This window comes from Catellatospora chokoriensis (assembly GCF_011297315.1).
GTDB lineage: Bacteria > Actinomycetota > Actinomycetes > Mycobacteriales > Micromonosporaceae > Catellatospora > Catellatospora citrea.
In genome coordinates, this window is the sequence record NZ_JAAOTI010000015.1 from 175,908 (window position 1) to 193,450 (window position 17,543).

16 protein-coding genes and 1 tRNA gene are annotated in these 17,543 nt (G+C 71.4%); 12 read left to right on the top strand and 5 right to left on the bottom strand.

Going from position 1 to position 17,543, the window contains the following annotated elements:
- Nucleotides 1–19: 19 nt before the first annotated feature.
- Both HAV39_RS23295 and HAV39_RS23300 read right to left on the bottom strand, forming a co-directional pair.
- Nucleotides 20–1,102 carry a DUF1996 domain-containing protein gene (locus tag HAV39_RS23295; protein WP_203736099.1) on the bottom strand — a complete coding sequence of 361 codons (1,083 nt, stop codon included), beginning with the start codon at nt 1,100–1,102 and terminating at the stop codon, nt 20–22.
- A gap of 106 nt (nt 1,103–1,208) precedes the next feature.
- On the bottom strand, nt 1,209–1,919 hold the full coding sequence (locus HAV39_RS23300) for a DUF4142 domain-containing protein (RefSeq protein ID WP_191841268.1): 711 nt from the start codon (nt 1,917–1,919) through the stop codon (nt 1,209–1,211).
- Between the two features lie 292 nt (nt 1,920–2,211).
- Between HAV39_RS23300 and HAV39_RS23305 the strand changes: the two genes are divergently transcribed.
- From HAV39_RS23305 to HAV39_RS23315, 3 genes are all read left to right on the top strand, one after another.
- A complete protein-coding gene (locus HAV39_RS23305; RefSeq protein WP_191841269.1) occupies nt 2,212–3,231 on the top strand; it encodes a ferric reductase-like transmembrane domain-containing protein in 1,020 nt (339 codons plus the stop codon).
- Between the two features lie 64 nt (nt 3,232–3,295).
- A complete protein-coding gene (locus HAV39_RS23310) occupies nt 3,296–4,555 on the top strand; it encodes an NAD(P)/FAD-dependent oxidoreductase (RefSeq protein ID WP_191841270.1) in 1,260 nt (419 codons plus the stop codon).
- Nucleotides 4,556–4,578: 23 nt separating this feature from the next.
- Nucleotides 4,579–5,238 carry a COG4315 family predicted lipoprotein gene (locus tag HAV39_RS23315; protein ID WP_191841271.1) on the top strand — a complete coding sequence of 220 codons (660 nt, stop codon included), beginning with the start codon at nt 4,579–4,581 and terminating at the stop codon, nt 5,236–5,238.
- 75 nt (nt 5,239–5,313) lie between these two features.
- On the opposite strand, the gene HAV39_RS23320 is transcribed toward HAV39_RS23315, so the two are convergent.
- Nucleotides 5,314–6,705, bottom strand: a complete 1,392-nt coding sequence (locus tag HAV39_RS23320; RefSeq protein WP_373311625.1) for a carbohydrate-binding protein — start codon at nt 6,703–6,705, stop codon at nt 5,314–5,316.
- Between the two features lie 533 nt (nt 6,706–7,238).
- Between HAV39_RS23320 and HAV39_RS23325 the strand changes: the two genes are divergently transcribed.
- The gene (locus HAV39_RS23325) at nt 7,239–8,462 is read left to right on the top strand and encodes a deoxyguanosinetriphosphate triphosphohydrolase (protein WP_191841273.1); all 1,224 of its coding nucleotides are present in this window, start codon (nt 7,239–7,241) and stop codon (nt 8,460–8,462) included.
- Here the strand turns inward: HAV39_RS23325 and HAV39_RS23330 are convergent.
- The gene (locus HAV39_RS23330) at nt 8,429–9,160 is read right to left on the bottom strand and encodes a hypothetical protein (RefSeq protein ID WP_191841274.1); all 732 of its coding nucleotides are present in this window, start codon (nt 9,158–9,160) and stop codon (nt 8,429–8,431) included. The genes HAV39_RS23325 and HAV39_RS23330 overlap by 34 nt on opposite strands.
- A gap of 55 nt (nt 9,161–9,215) precedes the next feature.
- On the opposite strand from HAV39_RS23330, the gene dnaG reads away from it, so the two are divergent.
- The 6 genes from dnaG to HAV39_RS23360 all read left to right on the top strand — a co-directional run bounded on the left by dnaG (nt 9,216) and on the right by HAV39_RS23360 (nt 15,351).
- Nucleotides 9,216–11,060: a DNA primase gene (gene dnaG, locus HAV39_RS23335; RefSeq protein ID WP_191841275.1), complete on the top strand. Its 1,845-nt coding sequence runs from the start codon at nt 9,216–9,218 to the stop codon at nt 11,058–11,060.
- Between the two features lie 5 nt (nt 11,061–11,065).
- The gene (locus tag HAV39_RS23340) at nt 11,066–11,578 is read left to right on the top strand and encodes a hypothetical protein (RefSeq protein ID WP_373311631.1); all 513 of its coding nucleotides are present in this window, start codon (nt 11,066–11,068) and stop codon (nt 11,576–11,578) included.
- A 180-nt stretch (nt 11,579–11,758) separates the two neighbouring features.
- Entirely contained in the window at nt 11,759–12,673 is a 915-nt protein-coding gene (locus HAV39_RS23345; RefSeq protein ID WP_191841324.1) for an ABC transporter ATP-binding protein, read from the top strand.
- Complete coding sequence (locus HAV39_RS23350; RefSeq protein ID WP_191841277.1) at nt 12,673–13,428, top strand: ABC transporter permease; 756 nt, start codon at nt 12,673–12,675, stop codon at nt 13,426–13,428. Before HAV39_RS23345 ends, HAV39_RS23350 begins: the two co-directional genes overlap by 1 nt.
- 11 nt (nt 13,429–13,439) lie before the next feature.
- Nucleotides 13,440–14,261, top strand: coding sequence for an ABC transporter permease (locus tag HAV39_RS23355; protein ID WP_191841278.1), 822 nt, complete (start codon nt 13,440–13,442; stop codon nt 14,259–14,261).
- 163 nt (nt 14,262–14,424) lie between these two features.
- Nucleotides 14,425–15,351: a hypothetical protein gene (locus tag HAV39_RS23360; RefSeq protein ID WP_191841279.1), complete on the top strand. Its 927-nt coding sequence runs from the start codon at nt 14,425–14,427 to the stop codon at nt 15,349–15,351.
- A gap of 17 nt (nt 15,352–15,368) precedes the next feature.
- Here HAV39_RS23360 and HAV39_RS23365 read toward each other — a convergent pair whose 3' ends face one another.
- Nucleotides 15,369–15,575 carry a hypothetical protein gene (locus HAV39_RS23365; protein ID WP_120316388.1) on the bottom strand — a complete coding sequence of 69 codons (207 nt, stop codon included), beginning with the start codon at nt 15,573–15,575 and terminating at the stop codon, nt 15,369–15,371.
- A 168-nt stretch (nt 15,576–15,743) separates the two neighbouring features.
- On the opposite strand from HAV39_RS23365, the gene HAV39_RS23370 reads away from it, so the two are divergent.
- Both HAV39_RS23370 and HAV39_RS23375 read left to right on the top strand, forming a co-directional pair.
- A tRNA-Asn gene (locus tag HAV39_RS23370) sits at nt 15,744–15,819 on the top strand.
- 171 nt (nt 15,820–15,990) lie between these two features.
- Nucleotides 15,991–17,496 (top strand): hypothetical protein, encoded by a 1,506-nt coding sequence (locus HAV39_RS23375; RefSeq protein WP_191841280.1) that lies wholly within the window; start codon nt 15,991–15,993, stop codon nt 17,494–17,496.
- The last annotated feature ends 47 nt before the right edge of the window (nt 17,497–17,543 follow it).

The window sequence follows — 17,543 nt, forward strand, 5'->3', positions numbered from 1 at the left end:
CCCTCTTGCTCGTCCCGGGTCAGCAGCGGCGGCCCCGGTTGATGCAGTCGGTCGCGAACGTGATCAGCTGCGGCGGCATCACGTTGGCGAAGTCGGCGTGGTCGGTGAGCGGGTTGTGGTTCTGCTCGGGGAACGTGTCCAGCGCGAACGACCGCCCGCGCGGGACGCTGTAGGTCAGCGTCATGCGCAGCTGCGCGACCGGCTTGGTGCCCTCCGGGCAGCGCCCGTCCGAGGCGGGGAAGACCACGTGCGCGCGGTGGTTGGCGCTGTCGGTGTTGACGCCGTCCCAGCAGCTCGGGAAGTCCAGGATGCGCTGCACCTGGCTGCCCTGCGGGCACAGCGGGTACTTCGCGACGCGGCGGTTGGTGAAGCCGGTGCAGGTCCACTGCGCCCTGGCGTTGGCCGGGCCGTTGGTGACGGCCTTCGCGTCACCGGTGATCAGCCGCAGGAACTGCGGCATCGCGGTGACCTTCGCGAACCGGTTGCCGCGGAACTCCAGCCGCACCGACGCCGGACGCAGGATGCGGCCGATGTTGCCGTCGTTGCCGCCGCCGTCGGCGGTCGCGTCGTTGCCGACGGTGCCGCGCTGGCGCAGCACCGGCCAGTAGTACGTGGAGCGGTCGTCCCGCCGGCAGGTGGTGCCCGCGGCGGCGAGGCTCTCGTTGGTCGAGTTGCCGTCGGCGGACAGGTTGCCGACGTAGTCGTGGGTGTGGTGGGCGCCGTTGAAGACACCCGGCGCGACGATGAAGTTGTCGGGGTTGCGGTGGTCGTTCAGGTTGCGGCCGCACAGCGAGGTGAACGTGCCGGACGAGCCCGCCGCGGTCGCCCGGCGCTCACGCACGTTGGGCTCGACGGAGCGGATGTCGACGAAGTCGCCGGCGACCGGGGGGCCGGTCGGGGCGTGGCAGCGCGCGGGCGCGCGCGGCTTGGTGCACTCGGCGTCGGGGCCCTGGTCGTTCGGGATGCGGGCGGCCGCCGCGAGTGCCGCCGGGACCTGGGCGGCGGGTTTGGCGCCGTCGCCCGTCGCGGCCTGCGAGACCTGGCTGATGGTGGCCAGCACGGTCGCGGCGATCAGCACGATCACCGCGGCCAGTAATCGCACTGCGCGAGGCTCCATGCGGTGCCGGGGGGAGTGACTGCGTGCCATGGGGTGTCCTTCCGGGGAGGTGGGTTCCGGGTGCGCCGATGTCGGCGGCGGGCGCACCGGGTCAGCGGGGGTGCCTGATGCGGGCCGCGGTGACCGCGCCGGCGGCCAGGGCGGCGGCCAGGATCAGCCAGATCAGCGGGGCGGGCGGGCCGCCGGTGCGGCGGGCCGCGGCGGCGACGGGTGTCGGCGGCGCGGGCAGGGACGTGTAGTCGACCAGCCCGGTGCTCTCCAGGTACGTCATGTGCCGCATCACGATCGTCACGGCCTGCTGGGCGAACTCGCGGATCACCTCGTTGCGGGTGCCCGCGCGGACCGCCGCGACGACGCTGAAGACCTTGCCGTGCGCGACGCGCAGGCGGGCGGTGAAGACGTTGTCCCACGCCGCGCCGCGCAGCCCGTTCAGCTCGTCGAGCCAGCCCTGCTGCTCGGCGTTGGGCCGGTCGGGCAGCGGCACCCCCAGCCGGTCGGCGACCTTGAGCACCTCGGCATCCAGCGCGATGTGCTCGCCACTGATGTGGTGGCCGATCTCCTTGACCTTCTCGCTGCGGGCGCGGTCCTGGGCCTGCTTGCCGGCGGGGGCCTCCCAGAGCCCGGCGAGGCGCACACGGACCAGCAGGTCCCGGTCGGCGGGACCGAGTGGCCCGAACTCGGTGACGGTCCACCCGGGTTCGAGGCTCTCGGCATGGGCGGCCGGCGGCGGGGTGAGCACCACCGCGACGGCGAGGGCCGCGAGCGCTGTGACCGCCGCGGTCCGGGCGAGGCGAATGTCCATCAGACACCTTTCCGTGTTCGCCCGAATACTTGATGCGACTACCTATTGGTAGCGACTGGAGCCTAGGCGTGACACGGGCTCCGGAGTCAATCCCCGGAGGCTTTGTTAAGCCGTTTTTAGGGTCCGCATAGGACGGACCTAAATTAGTGTGCCCAGTTCGCACCGGGCGTCCGCGATGTGGTCCCAGGCATTGACATTGCGCCGCAAAGGGTTGAAGGTGTCGTCCCAAAGGGATCGTGGAACTTATTCACGGTGCCATTCACGCTTATTCGAGCAGAGTAGCGGGACGGTTATGGAGAGTGCTCATGTCATCGCCGCGACGGTGGGATTCACCTCGTTCGGGCTGCTCTGGCTGGCAGTGCTCGGCGGCGTCGCGTTGCGCAACGGATGGGGTCTGAGCCGGATCCGCCGGTCCGTGGCGTACGCCGCCCATCAGGGCATCGCCCTGATCGGGTTGACGTTGGGCCTGGTGCACGGGATCGCCCAGCTCGCCGTGCCGAACGGCACCATCAGCGTGGTCGAGGTCATCGTGCCGTTCGTGGACACGCACGACCCGGTCGGCGTGGGCGCCGGCGTGCTGGGCCTGGAGCTGGTGCTGGCCGGTGCGATCTCGATCGTCATCCAGCGCAAGCTGGGCTTCAGCCGGTGGCGCGCCGTGCACATGGCCACCTACGTCGGGTTCTCGCTGGTCTCGGCACACGTGCTGATCTCCGGCACGGACACCGGCCCGGCCTGGGTCTGGGGTCCGGTGTACACCGCCTGGCTGGCGACGGTCGCGCTGTGGTTCACCACCTGGCCGCGCCGCAACCGCCGGATCGAACCCGACAACGTGCTGGCCACCATGCGGCCCGAGCAACCGCGCGACAGCCTGGTGGTGGACGTGGACCCGGTGCGCTGCGCCCGGTTCGGCTTCTGCGAGCAGGAGTCGCCCGCCGTGTTCAGCCTGCGCAGCGACGGGCGGCTCGACTACACCGCGGCCCCGCCCGCATACCGCCTGGAGGAGGTGGTCCGCGCGGTCGAGGTGTGCCCGGCACGGGCCATCAGCGTCCGGCGTCCGGCCGGGACCGCCCCGGCCGCGCCGCCCGTGGCGCCCGCAGCGCCGGTGACCCCGCTCATCACGCGCCAGCGCGAGCGTGAGCGTGAGCGCGTCGCCACGCCGCCGGCCGACTACGACGACGACGATCGCCGCCCGGCCTTCGAGCCCGCCACCGAACTCGACGAGTTCCGGCAGCGGGCCCGGCACAGCCGCGCCCAGCACCGCCCCGCCCGCGACCGCTTCCATGTCGCCGACCTGACGAGCGAGGACCAATGAGCGAGCTCTGCGAGCGAATCGGCGGGCTGTGTGACGCCGGTGACGAGCGAAGCGAGGAGCGGGCATGAGGCACCGCACATCAGACCTGGACAGGGTCGTCGTCGTCGGCGGTGGACGCGCCGCGGTGGCGGCGGTGGAGGAGATGGAGCGCCTCGGATTCACCGGCGCGGTCACCGTGCTGGCCGGTGAGTCGCGCCCGCCGTACCACCGGCCCGCCTGCTCGAAAGGCCTGCTCACCGGCCAGCGGCCCGCCGACGTGCAGCTGCCCACCAGCTCCTCCGCGCGCTGGCTGACGGGCCGGGTCGCCGCCGAACTCGACGCCAAGCGCCAGATCGTCTACGCCCAGACCGGCGAGATGTACGTGTACGACGCGCTGGTCGTCGCGACCGGCGCCCGGCCGGTCATCCCGGACGGCTGGCCGGTCGGCGAGCCCGGCCTGCACAGCCTGCACAGCATCGACGACGCGCTGAGCCTGGCCGCCGATCTGCGCAAGGCGCAGCGAGTCGCCGTCGTCGGCGCCGGGCTGACCGGCTGCGAGGCCGCCTACGTGGTGCGCTCGCTGGCCCGCGAATGCATCATGATCGACTCGAATCCACAGGTCATGACGCGTGCCGTCGGGTCCGTCACCGGTGGGCTGATCGCCGACACGATGCGCCACGAAGGCGTGCGCATGCGCCTCGGCCGCCGGGTCAAGAACCTGTCCCGGTGCCGCCGCGGCTGGCGGCTCGACCTCGACGACGGCTCGCACGTCGACGCCGACGTGGTCATCGCGACGCTCGGGGAGCGGCCCGACACCGACTGGTTCACCGCCCGCCACGCCGACACCAGCGACGGCCTGCTCTGCGACGAGAGCCTGCGGGTGCAGGGCGTCGACCACGTGGTCGCCGCCGGCGCGGTGGCCCGCTGGCCCAACGCCTGGTACGGCGACAAGCCCGGCCGCGTCGACCAGTGGATCGCCGCCATGGAGCTGGGCCAGGCCGCGGCCCGCACGCTGCTGTCCGGCTCGCGCGCCGCGCCCGCCGTCGGGGTCCTGCCGCGCTACTGGTCCGACCTGTTCGGGCTGCGCATCCAGGTGTGCGGCCGGATCGACCAGACCGAGGAGGTCGCCGTCACCGAGCTGCGCCCCGGCCGCCGCGACATCGCCCGCGGCGGCGTGCTCGCCGCCCACCGCCGTGGCGGGGTGACCTCCGGAGTCGTCGCGGTCAACGCGCCCCGGCAGTTCACCACGCTCGCCCGCGCGATGCGGGAGGCGGGTCCGGCCCGCCCGCTCGTGTCGCTGCCCGCCGTCATCCCGAACCAGCGCCGCCTGAGCCTGGTCGGTTGAGCCGAGAGAAGGGAAGTCCTCCGATGCTGCGAAGTGTTCGTGTCGTACTGGCCGCCACGCTGCTGCTGGCCCCGTTGGGTGCGATGACGGCTTGTGCGGGCCTGCGCGACGGGCCCGCACCGATCGACCAGGCCGCGCCGTCCCCGCTCGGGCCGGCCGAGAACGAGCCCGCCGCCGAGGTGGTCGCGGCCGTCGGCAGCCCGACCGCGGAGCTGCGCGGCAAGAAGATCCCGAAGATGGGCGACATCGTCACCGACGCCGACGGCTTCGTGCTCTACCGGTTCGACAAGGACACCGCCGATCCGCCGGCCAGCAACTGCTCCGGCGACTGCGCCGCGGTCTGGCCGCCGGTGCTCGTCGACGAGAACCTGAAACTGACCGGGCTCGACGCGAAGCTCGTCGGCACCGTCGAGCGGGAGGACGGCGCCACCCAGGTCACCCTGGCCGGCTGGCCGCTCTACCGCTACCTGGGCGACAAGAAGGCCGGGCAGTGGAAGGGCCAGGCCGTCGGCGGAGTCTGGTTCGTCGTCGCGCCGACCGGCAAGAAGAACCTGTCCTGCCTGCCCACGGCCACCCCGGTGCCGGTGCCCCCGCCGGGCACGGCCGCATCCCCGGCCGCGGCTCCGCCCGCCTCGCCCGCGGCACCCGCCGCACCGAGTCCGGACGAGACATACACCTACTGACCAGGTCGTACGCGGTGCGGCGGGAGGGGCGGTTGCCGCCCCTCCCGCCGACCACACCGGGCAGGGTCTGCCGGCTCAGCGCCGGAACCGGAACCAGTCGATGTTGACGTAGTCGTTGGGCTGCCCGCTGGTGAAGGTCAGGTAGACCGTGTGCGTGCCGGTCACCGAGCCCACGTTCGCGGGAATCTCCCGCCAGCTCGTCCAGCCGCCGGTGTTGGCGATGGCGAAGCTGCCTATCGGCGCGTTGGACAGGCTGTCCAGCCGCACCTCGACCAGGCCGCTGATGCCGCCCGCCGCGCCTGAGGCGGCCCGGGTGACGAAGTCCAGCGGCGTCGGCGAACCGAAGTTCACGCCGTCGAAGCGCAGGTTGTCGCCGTTGCCGATGCTGCCGACGTAGTAGCCCTCGTAGGTCGTGGTGCCGGTCTGGGCGTTGCGGCTCTCGGCCTGGATGTTGGTGTACGCGTCGCGGTTGCCCCCGCCCGGCGGCGGGCTGGCGGGCGGCGACGACGGCGGCGTGGTGCCGCCCGTGGTCTGGTAGACGGCCACGTAGTCGACCCGCATCGGCTGGCCCGAGACGGTGCTGCCGGTCGGCGTCGCCGAGCCCGCCACGCCGTTCGGGAACGCGCCGCCCATCGCCACGTTGAGCAGCAGGAAGTAGCCGGCGTGCGAGGTCATCGCGGACCAGTACGAGCCGACCTGGCTCTGGTTCACGGTGTGGTACAGCGTGCCGTCGACATACCAGCGCAGCTGCTGGGCGTTCTCGTTGGTGCGGTCCCACTCGAACCGGTACGTGTGGAACGCCGACTGGCAGGTGCTGCCGGGGCAGGCGCGGCTCGCGCCGATGCCGTTGAACTCGTTGCACGGCCCGCCGGGTGCGACGCCGCAGTGCAGCACGCCCCACACCGAGTTGATGCCGTTGACGTTCTCCATGATGTCGAACTCGCCGACGCCCGGCCAGTTCTGGTAGTTGCCCCGGTAGGGCGCGCCGAGCGCCCAGAACGCGGGCCAGTAGCCGGCGGCCGCGGCCCCGGTGACGTTGGGCATCTGGATGCGGCCCTCGATGCGCAGGACGCGCCCGGCCGCGGGCTTGAAGTCGGTGCGGACCGTCTCGATGCGCGAGGAGGTCCAGCTGGAGCCGCTCTTGATCGGCGTGATCAGCAGGTTGCCCGCGCCGTCGTGGCGGACGTTGTTGGTGCTGTTGGTGTAGGTCTGGATCTCGCCGGTGCCCCACTGGGCGGGGCCGCCCGGGTAGGACGTGCCGGTGTCGATGATCCAGTTGCTGGACGAGGGCAGCGTGTTGTTCGCGCCGTTGAAGTCGTCGCTCCACACCAGCTGCCAGCCCGAGGGCGTGGACGGCAGCGAGGCGTGCGCGGGGATCGCGTTGACCGCGGCGGCCGCCGCGGCGACCAGGACGGCCAGGCCGGCGGCGAACAACGCCGGGCGGCGGCCGGAGAATCGCGTGCTCATCAGGGCTTTCTCCTCCTGGGGAAGAGGGTGGCCCGCGCGCCTTGGGCTCGGCATGGGCGGCGGACCGGGGGACCGTGGACGGTTGTGAGAGCGCTCTCTTGTCCCATCACTTAACGTCCCCGCAACATGAATGTCAATAACCATCGATGCCAACGGGCGTCGACGGAGGATCGCTGAACCGTGTGCCATGTACCCGGAGTGGGCGATGAGCGCGAGGGGGCAGCCGCCGTTGATTCGACCGGCCGCCACTCGCGGCTCCCGCAAATCGCCCAAATCGTCCGCAAGCCGTGGCGGGGCCCTTCCATGACCAGCGACCCTGCGACGCCACCTGGCGGCGGGCGCGACAATTTAGAACGATCAGCGCATCACGGCCAGGCGATGCGCTCCGCCGGTCGAACCAAGCCCGTTCCGCCTCGCACCCCGGTCATGATCGGTGGGACGCTGCTGGACGGTGACTGAGAACTGACAATCAGCCGCTCGACGTTCACCGTTACGTGCACGAGGACGACGGTCGAGGTCAGTAGTCTTGGCAGATGGTTGATCCCAGCGAGCGGTTCATCCCCGAGCCTTCGAAGGACACCGGCTTCGGCCGCAGCCCGTACGAGCGCGACCGGGCGCGGGTGCTGCACTCGGCCGGGTTCCGGCGGCTGGCCGCCAAGACCCAGGTGCACACCGCGGGCAGCGGCGACTTCCTGCGTACCCGGTTGACGCACTCGATCGAGGTGGCGCAGATCGCCCGTGAGATGGGCGCCCGGCTGGGCTGCGACCCGGACGTCGTCGACGTCGCCGGGCTGGCCCACGACCTGGGGCATCCGCCCTTCGGACACAACGGCGAGGACGCGCTCGACGAGGTCAGCCGGGCCTGGGGCGGGTTCGAGGGCAACGCGCAGACGCTGCGGGTGCTCACCCGGCTGGAGGCCAAGGTGGAGGGCGCGGGGCTCAACCTGACCCGGGCCTCACTGGACGCGACCTGCAAGTATCCGTGGCCGCGCCGGGAGGGCACCCGCAAGTTCGGGGTGTACGCCGACGACCGCCCGGTCTTCGACTGGGTGCGGCTGGGCGCGCCCGACGACGACCGGCGCTGCCTGGAGGCGCAGGTCATGGACTGGTCCGACGACGTGGCGTATTCGGTGCACGACTTCGAGGACGGCCTCTACTCCGGGTTCGTCGAGCTGCAGCCGCTGCTGCTGGACGCCGACGAGCGGGCCGCCCTGTGCGCGGACGTGGCACAGGTGTACTCACCCGAGTCGCCGGCGCTGCTGCACGAGGCGCTGATCGAACTGCTGGCCGACCCGGTCGTCGCGCCGCTGGCCGGATACGACGGCTCGTTCGGGGCGCAGCTGGCGCTCAAGCGCTGCACCAGCGTCCTGACCGGACGGTTCGTCGCCGCCGCGGTCGACGCCACCCGCGAGAAGTACGGCGACGGCACGCTGCGCCGCTACGACGCCGACCTGATCGTGCCGGCCGCCGCCCGCATTCGCTGCGCCCTGCTCAAGGGCATCGCGCTGCGCTACGTGATGCGCCGTCGCGGCATGGAGCCGTGGTACGACCAGCAGCGCCAGATCCTGCGCGACCTGGTGCGGGTGCTGGCCGAGCGGGCCCCGGACGAGTTGGACCCGGTCTTCGCCCCGCTGTGGCGGGAGGCCGCCGACGACACGGCGCGCTGCCGCGTCGTCGTCGACCAGGTCGCCTCCCTCACCGATCCCGCCGCCCAAGCCTGGCATCAGCGGCTGACCGGCGGCTCCTTCGCGGGCTGACGTGCCGTCGGAATCGCGGCGGGCAGGTCCAGGGTCCGCTGGGCGAGCAGGCGCTCGCGCTCGACGACGTTGCGCCGGACGGTGCGGCTGACCCACCACAGGTGCGCGGCCGCCGCAGCGGCGAACAGCGCCAGCGCGAGCGCGACGACCGCCCAGCCGGGAAGCCGGGCGGCTGCGCCGAGCAGGCCGCCGCCCATGGCGTACAGCGCGCTGTTGATCAGGCCGATGGTGGAGGCCAGGCCGACGGCGTCGCGCTGGCGCTGGCGGCGGCTGTCGGCGGGCGGCGGGAACAGCCCGTCGTCGTCGAGGGTGGGCAGCAGGACGAAGGGGGCCACCTCGGGGGCCCGCCGCACCAGGTAGGTGCGCAGTGCCTGTTCGGCGATGCCGTAGCGCTGGGACGCGCCGGTGTAGCGCAGCTGGCGCAGGAACACGGCCGGGCCCATCAGCAGGACCAGCGTGCCGAGGGCGGCCACGGCGCCGACCCGGACGTTCTGGTCGATGGCGCTGCCCAGCAGGCCGGCCGAGACGGCGGCCACACCGGTGGCCAGGACCAGGAAGAAGTTGTACCGGTTGTGGGCCTGGTCGCTCACCGCCCGGCGGATCTCGATGATTTTGGTGTACTCGGCCAGCGCGACGGTGAGCTCGATGTCGTCGGCGGCGCGGCGGGCGGCGTCGGGCGCGGGGGTGGGATGGGCCACGAACGCACGGTATCGGCTGTGCGCCCGTGTGGTGTGCCCTGGCAGGATGTAGCGCATGGCCGGGGGTCGGATCCGTGATGAGGACATCGCGCTCGTACGCGAGCGCAGCTCGATCGTGGACGTGGCCGGTGAGCAGGTCACTCTGAAGAACGCGGGCGGCGGCAACCTCAAGGGGCTGTGCCCGTTCCACGACGAGAAGACCCCGTCGTTCACCGTGTCCCAGGCCCGCAACGTGTGGTTCTGCCACGGCTGCGGCGAGGGCGGCGACGTGATCAACTTCGTGCAGAAGATCGATCACCTGAGTTTCATCGAGTCCGTGGAGCGCCTGGCCGACCGGGCGGGCATCCAGCTGCGCCGGATCGAGGGCGGCCCGGCGGTCGAGCGTCCGCAGCACGGCCAGCGCCAGCGCCTGGTCGCCGCGCACGCCGCGGCCCAGGAGTTCTACGCCGAGCAGCTGCTCACGCCGGGGGCGCGGGCGGCCCGGGAGTTCCTCGCCCAGCGGGGCTTCGACCGGGAGGCGGCGCAGCGTTACGGCTGCGGGTTCGCCCCTGCGGAGTGGGACCTGCTGGTCAAGCATCTGCGCGGGCTCGGTTTCACCGCGGCGGAGATGGAGACCGCGGGCCTGGCCCGGGCGGCCCGGTCGGGCAGCCTGGTGGACCGGTTCCGCCGCCGCCTGCTGTGGCCGATCCGGGACGTCTCCGGCGACGTGATCGGCTTCGGGGCGCGCAAGCTGTTCGACGACGACGACGGCCCGAAGTACCTGAACACCCCCGAGACGCCGCTGTACAAGAAGTCGCACGTGCTCTACGGCATCGACCAGGCCAAGCGCGAGATCGCCAAGCAGGGCCGGGCGGTGATCGTCGAGGGGTACACCGATGTGATGGCCTGCCACCTGGCCGGGGTGACCACGGCCGTGGCGACGTGCGGCACCTCGTTCGGCGCGGACCACATCGGGGTGCTGCGGCGGCTGCTGCTGGACACCGACGCGTACGCCGGAGAGATCATCTTCACCTTCGACGGCGACGCCGCGGGGCAGAAGGCGGCACTGCGGGCGTTCGGCGACGACCAGCGCTTCGTCGGGCAGACGTTCATCGCGGTCAGCCCGGACGGCATGGACCCCTGCGAGCTGCGCCTGGCCCGGGGCGACCTGGCCGTGCGCGACCTGGTGGCCCGGCGCGAGCCGCTGATCGCGTTCGCGCTGCGCTCCACGCTGGCCCGCTACGACCTGGACACGGTCGAGGGCCGGGTGGCCGCGCTGCGGGCCACCGCACCCATGGTCTCCAAGATCAAAGACAGGTCGCTGCTCACCGGGTACGCCCAGAAGCTGGCCGGTGACCTGGGCGTCGACGTCGACCAGGTGCGCACGGCGATCCGCAGCGCCGACGGCGCGAACGTGCCCGCGCCCCGGCCCGCCGCGGCCTCCCCCGACAGCCCGCGCCTGGTGGTCGAGCGGGAGGCGCTGAAGCTGGCGATCCAGCAACCGGTGCTGGCCGGGCCGGTGTTCGACGCGGTCGACGAGACCCTCTACGCGCACCCGCCGTACCGGGACATCCGGATGGCGATCGCCGCGGCCGGCGGGGCCTGCGCCGGGGTGGCCGGGGCCGGCTGGGTCAACAGCGTGCGCGACGCCTGCGCGGATCTGGCCGCGCAGATGCTGGTCATGGAGCTGGCCGTGGAGCCGGTGCGCTACGACGGCGAGCCGGACTCGGGCTACCTGCACGTGGTCCTGGCCCGCCTGCAGCTCGCCGGGCTGAACCAGCGCATCGGCGAGGTGAAGTCGCGGCTGCAGCGCATCAACCCGGTGACCGAGTCCGACGAGTACCGGGCGCGCTTCACCGAACTCGTCGCCCTGGAGCAGCACTCCCGGGCGCTCAAGGAGAAGGCCGCCGGAGGGCTCTGATGAAGATTCCACTGTTCGGCGGGCGGCGCGTGCTGCCCGCGGAGCGCCGCCCCAAGCTGGCGGCCGACGAGCGGGTGCTGGCCTGGGCCCCGGCGGGCGAGGACACGGTCGTGGCGACCAACCTCGGGCTGTGGTGGGACGGTCGGCGCACCGGCTGGCACCGCGTCGACAAGGCGGTCTGGGACGGCGCGGTGCTGGTGGTCACCCCGGCCGTGGTGGTCACGGAGCGCGTCGGCTACGAGGTGGTCGCCGACGGGACGCCGGTGCGCCTGGGGCTCACCGACCCGCACCACCTGCCGCACCAGGTGCGCCTGCGGGTGACCGGCTCGGTGCAGCAGCCGCAGCACCACGAGCTGCCCGGCGGCGGCGCGTGGATCTTCGCCCGGCGGGTGCCCGGCGTCGACGGCCTGAGCTGGACCGTCCGCTACGACCACGGCACCGACGGCGAGGACCCGGCGGTCGTCGCCGCAACCGACCAGCTGATCGCCGCCGCCCGCAGCGACCTCGGCGACCTCTGATCCTAGCCATCAAGATCGTCGGTTGGTGTCAAGATCTGCGGTCGGATCGCAGATCTTGACACCGAACAGCGATCACGGGCCGAGATCGGCCAGCGGGGGCGGTCGATGAATCGGGGAAAAGGCCGCGAGATTGTCGGGGCTCGGGGATAGGGTCGCCGCGTGAGTGACCAACGACCCCCGATGATCTATGCCCGCGGCCTGGTCAAGCGGTTCGGCGACTTCACCGCCGTGGACGGCATCGACCTGGAGGTCGCGCCCGGCGAGGCGTTCGGTTTCCTGGGCCCCAACGGCGCCGGCAAGTCCTCCACCATGCGCATGATCGGCTGCGTGTCCACGCCGACCGCCGGTGAGCTGCGCATCCTGGGCATGGACCCGGTGCGCGAGGGGCCGGCGATCCGGGCCCGGCTGGGCGTGTGCCCGCAGACCGACAACCTCGACCCCGACCTCACCGTGTTCGAGAACCTGACCACCTACGCGCGCTACTTCGGCATCCCGCGCGCCGAGGGCCGCCGCCGCGCCGCCGAGCTGCTGGAGTTCGTGCAGCTCACGGAGAAGTCGGGCAGCACCGTCGACCCGCTGTCGGGCGGCATGAAGCGCCGGCTCTCCATCGCGCGCGCCATGATCAACGAACCGGACCTGGTGCTGCTCGACGAGCCCACCACCGGGCTCGACCCGCAGGCCCGCCACCTGCTGTGGGAGCGGCTGTTCCGGCTCAAGCAGCGCGGCGTGACATTGGTGCTGACCACGCACTACATGGACGAGGCCGAGCAACTGTGCGACCGCCTCGTCGTGATGGACGCCGGCAAGATCGTCGCGGAGGGCTCGCCGCGGCACCTCATCGAGACCTACTCCACCCGCGAGGTCGTCGAGCTGCGCTTCGGCGACGACGCCCCGGCGACGTACGTGGAGAAGCTGGCGGGCATCGGCGAGCGCCTCGACCCGCTGCCGGACCGGCTGCTGCTCTACAGCGCCGACGGCGACGCGGCCGTGAACGAGGTGCACCGGCGCGGCTTCACCCCGTCCAGCGTGCTGGTGCGGCGCTCGACGCTGGAGGACGTGTTCCTGATCCTCACCGGCCGGACGCTGGTCGACTGATGGACGGCACCCTGGCGGTGTTCAACCGCGCGATCGTCTCGTACCGGCGGCTCTGGCAGGCCTCGGTCTTCTCGTCGTTCATCCTCCCGGTGCTGTTCGTGCTCAGCATCGGCATCGGCGTCGGCGGCTACATCAGCGGCGTCGACGGCGTCAGCTACCTCGACTGGATCGTGCCGGGCGTGCTCGCCTCGACCGCGTTCCAGATGGCGGTGGGCGAGTCGACCTTCCCGATCCTGGGCGACTTCAAGTGGACCCGCGGTTTCCACGCCATGCGGGCCACCCCGGTGCGCATCGGCGACATGATCAGCGGCTACCAGCTCTACATCATGTTCCGGGTGATCATCGCCGCGGTGGTGTTCCTCGGGGTCAGCGCCGCGTTCGGGGCGATCCACTCGCCGTGGGTGGTGCTGACGCCGTTCGTGTGCGCGCTGCTCGGTGTCGCGGTCTCCGCGCCGACCTCGGCGTTCGCGGCGACGATCGAGAACGACAGCTACTTCGCGCTGCTGTTCCGCTTCCTGGTGATCCCGTCGACGCTGTTCGCCGGGGTGTTCTTCCCGGTGTCGCAGCTGCCCGAGCTGCTGCGGCCGCTGGCGTACGCGTCGCCGCTGTGGCACGCGGTGGAGCTGTGCCGCGCGGCCACGCTGGGCGTCGCGCCGCCGTGGCCGGTCGCCGCGCACGTCGCGTACCTGCTGGCCTGGGCCGGTCTGGGCTACCTGCTGGCGCTGCGCGCCTTCCGTCGACGGCTCTCGGACTGAGGGGACTGACCATGGTCACCACGTATGCCGTCGCGCGGGTCGCCCGCGGCAACCGGCTCTCGCCCGCCCGGGTGGGCGCGGTCATCAACCGCAACGTCGGCGCGCTGCGCTCCGGCCCCGCCTACTGGCTGGTCCTGGCCTCTGGTTTCTTCGAGCCGGTGCTCTACCTGCTGTCCATCGGCGTCGGGGTCGGCGCGCTCGTCGGCGACCTGACCCTGAAGAACGGCGAAGTCCTGCCGTACGCCGACTTCGTCGCCCCGGCCATGCTGGCCGTCTCGGCGATGTCCGGCGCGCTGGCCGAGACCACGTTCAACTTCTTCTTCAAGTTCAAGTACGTCAAGACGTACGACGCCATGCTGGCCACCCCGCTGCGCCCGATGGAGATCGCGACCGGCGAGCTGACCTGGGCGATGATCCGCGGCTCGCTCTACACCGGGGCGTTCCTGATCGTCATGGTGGCACTGGGCCTGACCACGCCCGGCTGGGCACTGCTGGCCTTCCCCGCGACCTGGCTGGTGGGCCTGGCGTTCGGCGCGGTCGGCATGGCGGTGAGCACCTTCATCCGCGGCTGGCAGGACTTCGACCTGATCAGCACCGGTCAGTTCGCGCTGTTCCTGTTCTCCGGCACCTTCTCGCCGGTGCAGGACTATCCGCTGCCGGTGGAGATCCTGATCGCGATCACCCCGCTCTACCACGCGGTCGAGCTGATCCGGGGCATCACCACCGGCATGCTCACCTGGTCGATGCTGGGCAACGTGGCATACCTGCTGGTCATGCTGGCCGTCGGTCTGTACGTGGCGAGCCGCCGCCTTACCTCGGTGCTCTGTCGTTAAACCTGTTCGGGCGTGAATGAGCGCGTGAACTAGATCATGCTCACGCGCTCATTTGTTAAGTTCTATTTGTCTGATGTGGATCAGGCAGGTACGTTCTCGGCAACACGCCGCCGGGCGGAGGTGACCCATGCGCCTACGACATCCCGACGGACAGACTGTGCACGTGGCGACCGTCGTGTCCGTCGAGAACGTCAAGGACGTGCGCGCACTCCTGAAGACGCTCGACGCCCGGGTCGTGCCGCAGCGCCAGCGCCTGTTCGCCGACGTGCTCAGCGTGAGTCTGCGATTGGGCCCCGTCCTCGCCGCCACGCTCGCCTCCTCGCTCGGGCTGCGCCAGCGGCTGCGCCACGAGCTGGCCACCCGACGGCTGGAGGTGGTCACCCTCGACACCGGCCCCGACGTCACGCCGGCCGACGGCAGCTGGCGCACCTGGTGGATGCACACCCTCGACCTGGCGCGGGTGCTGGTCGACCTGCTGCCCGAGGACAGTGCCCACGGCTCCATCTCCACCACGCTGCCGCGCTCGGCCGTGCCCGCGCTCACCGCCACCGGTGACGAGGCCGACGCCGAGACCGACTCCGCGGCCGACGAGGCCCGGCGGGAGCTGCGCGAGCGCGAGTGGCAGGTGGCGACCCGGCTGATGGCCGACCTCAGCGGCGGCCTGACCGAGATCGCCTGGCACACCGGCCGGCTGGTCCGGGTCGCGGTCGAAGCCGCGCCGAAGACCCTGGTCACCGGTTCACAGGACGTCGTGCGGCTGCTGGAACGCGCCGACCCGGCCCGGATCGGCGCCTGTCTGAGCGCCGCGCAACTGGCCGACGCCAAGGAGAGCCCGGCCCAGGCGCTCACCCGACTGCGCCGCGCACGGCTGTCCGTGGTGAAGCTGCGGCTGGGGCACCACGCCGACGACGATCTCGCCGCGGTGGCCCGTTCGATGCTGGCGGCCGTGCTCGGCGGCGTGCACGCGGGTTGCGACCACCTCGAGGTCGACGGCACCGAGGAGCTCGACGCCGCGCGCGACGAGCTGAGCGTGGTGGGACTCGACGGCGCGGCCGACCGCCCGATGCCGGGAGTGGGCCGCGCCGGTTAGGTCCGCGCGAAGGGGCTTCAGGCCTGCTGGTTCAGCTTGCGCAGGCCCTCGTCGTACAGCTTCGCGGCCTGTGCCTGGACCAGGCCCGCCGCCTCCTGCACCGTGGGGTGCTCCATCACCTTGCGGGTGGTGGCCACCAGGTCGTCGTAGGTCTGGCGTCCGGCACGGGTGCCGAACACGAACCCGACGGCCGCACCCGCGGCGAACCACACCAGCTTCCCCATCGTGCCTCCTTGACCTCGATCGCGTGATACGTCCCATCCTGCCTGCTGCGGGCACGCCGCGACACCAGACCGGCCAGGGTTACCCGTTTGCCATACCCGGGGGATGGTCCTGTAGTCTTGTCGAGGCGCGCCGCTGAGGAGAGATCCGCAGGGTCGCCGAGAGCACATTCCCCTGTAGCTCAATTGGCAGAGCAGCCGGCTGTTAACCGGCAGGTTCTTGGTTCGAGTCCAAGTGGGGGAGCCACAGGGAAAACCCCGGCCCTAGGGCCGGGGTTTTTTGCTGCTCTCACGCTTGTGAAATGCGAATAAATAACGGGTATGACGGTTTTGCTGCATTTCCTACCGTTCGCGAACATATGCTCCGTCTCGGTGTTTTCGCACCTCACAGGCCATCTCGCGCAGGAGGCAAATGCGCATGCGAACCAAACGACCCAACCCGACGACCCGCCAGGCGTCTCGCCGCGCGCTGCGCAGCCTGGCGCTCCTGACCGCAGCAGGCGCCGCCTTCGGCGTGCAGGCCGGCCCCGCCATGGCCCACGCCGGCCTCAACAGGGCGGCCCTGGCGACCCTGACCACCTCCGTCGCGGACCCGGAGGTGACCATCGGCGAGACGGTCAGCGACACGGCCAACCTGGCGGGCACCGTCAGGGGCGAGACCGGATCCATCACGTTCAGGCTGTACGGCCCGAACGACGCCACATGTATGAACCCGCCGGTATTCACCTCCGCGGCGATTCCGACGACCGTCGACGGGCCGTACGGATCGGGCACGACCACGCCGACGGCTCCCGGGACCTACCTGTGGCGGGCCGTGTACACCCCCACCGTCGGCATGGCGGTCAGCACCGCGTGTGGCGAGGCGAACGAGCAGGTGGTGGTCAATCTGGCCTCGCCGACCGTGACGACCGACGCCTCCGACGACATCGTCATCGGAGCCGTCGGAGGTATCTACGACGACGCGACCCTGGCCGGCGCCTTCGAGCCGACCGGCACCATCACGTTCAACCTGTACGGGCCGGACGACGCGAACTGCCTGGGCACGCCTCAGATCGACGCCGTGGACGTCGACCCGGAGACCACCACGTACCGTTCGGCCGGGTTCAACCCGACCGCAGCCGGCACCTACCGCTGGACCGCGGCTTACAGCGGCGACGACAACAACAACCCGTTCACCACACTGTGCAACGACGCCAACGAGAGCGTCGTGGTCGATCCGGCCTCGCCGACCGTGACGACCGACGCCTCCGACGACATCGTTCTCGGGGCCGCTGGCGGCATCTATGACGAGGCGACCCTTGCCGGCGCCTTCGAGCCGACCGGGACCATCACGTTCAACCTGTACGGGCCGGACGACGCGAACTGCCTGGGCACGCCTCAGATCGACGCCGTGGACGTCGACCCGGAGACCACCACGTACCGTTCGGCAGCGTTCCACCCGACCGCGGCCGGCACCTACCGCTGGACCGCGGCTTACAGCGGCGACGACAACAACAACCCGTTCAGCACCAAGTGCAACGACGCCAACGAGAGCGTCGTCGTCCACGCCGCGCCGGTGACCCCGAGGCTGGCCACCTACGCGTCGCGCGACACCTTCGTCGGCAAGACGGTGTTCGACACCGCCCTCCTGACCGGCGGCAACAACCCGACCGGCACCATCACCTTCAACCTGTACGGGCCCGGCGACGCGACCTGCTCGCGGACCCCGGTCTTCACCTCCGTCGTGGATGTCGACGGCAACAGCAACGGCGACAACAAATACAAGTCCGGCGACTTCCGGCCCCGTGTTCCCGGCACCTACCAGTGGGTCGCCGAGTACAGCGGCGACGAGAACAACGAGGGCGTCGTGACCGCCTGCGACGACCCCAAGGAGCAGGTCGTCGTGAAGAAGAAGAAGCCCTACGGCGGCGTTCCGCGGCCGTAGTTCCTGAACACGTCCGGTGGGCCCGACAGCTGTCGGGCCCACCGGTG

Excerpts from the sequence above, each read along its gene's own strand:
- HAV39_RS23300 (WP_191841268.1), bottom strand. The coding sequence starts at position 1,919 with ATGGACATTCGCCTCGCCCGGACCGCGGCGGTCACAGCGCTCGCGGCC.
- HAV39_RS23305 (WP_191841269.1), top strand. The coding sequence starts at position 2,212 with ATGGAGAGTGCTCATGTCATCGCCGCGACGGTGGGATTCACCTCGTTC.
- HAV39_RS23310 (WP_191841270.1), top strand. The coding sequence starts at position 3,296 with ATGAGGCACCGCACATCAGACCTGGACAGGGTCGTCGTCGTCGGCGGT.
- HAV39_RS23315 (WP_191841271.1), top strand. The coding sequence starts at position 4,579 with ATGCTGCGAAGTGTTCGTGTCGTACTGGCCGCCACGCTGCTGCTGGCC.
- HAV39_RS23320 (WP_373311625.1), bottom strand. The coding sequence starts at position 6,705 with ATGAGCACGCGATTCTCCGGCCGCCGCCCGGCGTTGTTCGCCGCCGGC.
- HAV39_RS23325 (WP_191841273.1), top strand. The coding sequence starts at position 7,239 with ATGGTTGATCCCAGCGAGCGGTTCATCCCCGAGCCTTCGAAGGACACC.
- dnaG (WP_191841275.1), top strand. The coding sequence starts at position 9,216 with ATGGCCGGGGGTCGGATCCGTGATGAGGACATCGCGCTCGTACGCGAG.
- HAV39_RS23345 (WP_191841324.1), top strand. The coding sequence starts at position 11,759 with ATGATCTATGCCCGCGGCCTGGTCAAGCGGTTCGGCGACTTCACCGCC.
- HAV39_RS23350 (WP_191841277.1), top strand. The coding sequence starts at position 12,673 with ATGGACGGCACCCTGGCGGTGTTCAACCGCGCGATCGTCTCGTACCGG.
- HAV39_RS23355 (WP_191841278.1), top strand. The coding sequence starts at position 13,440 with ATGGTCACCACGTATGCCGTCGCGCGGGTCGCCCGCGGCAACCGGCTC.
- HAV39_RS23365 (WP_120316388.1), bottom strand. The coding sequence starts at position 15,575 with ATGGGGAAGCTGGTGTGGTTCGCCGCGGGTGCGGCCGTCGGGTTCGTG.
- HAV39_RS23375 (WP_191841280.1), top strand. The coding sequence starts at position 15,991 with ATGCGAACCAAACGACCCAACCCGACGACCCGCCAGGCGTCTCGCCGC.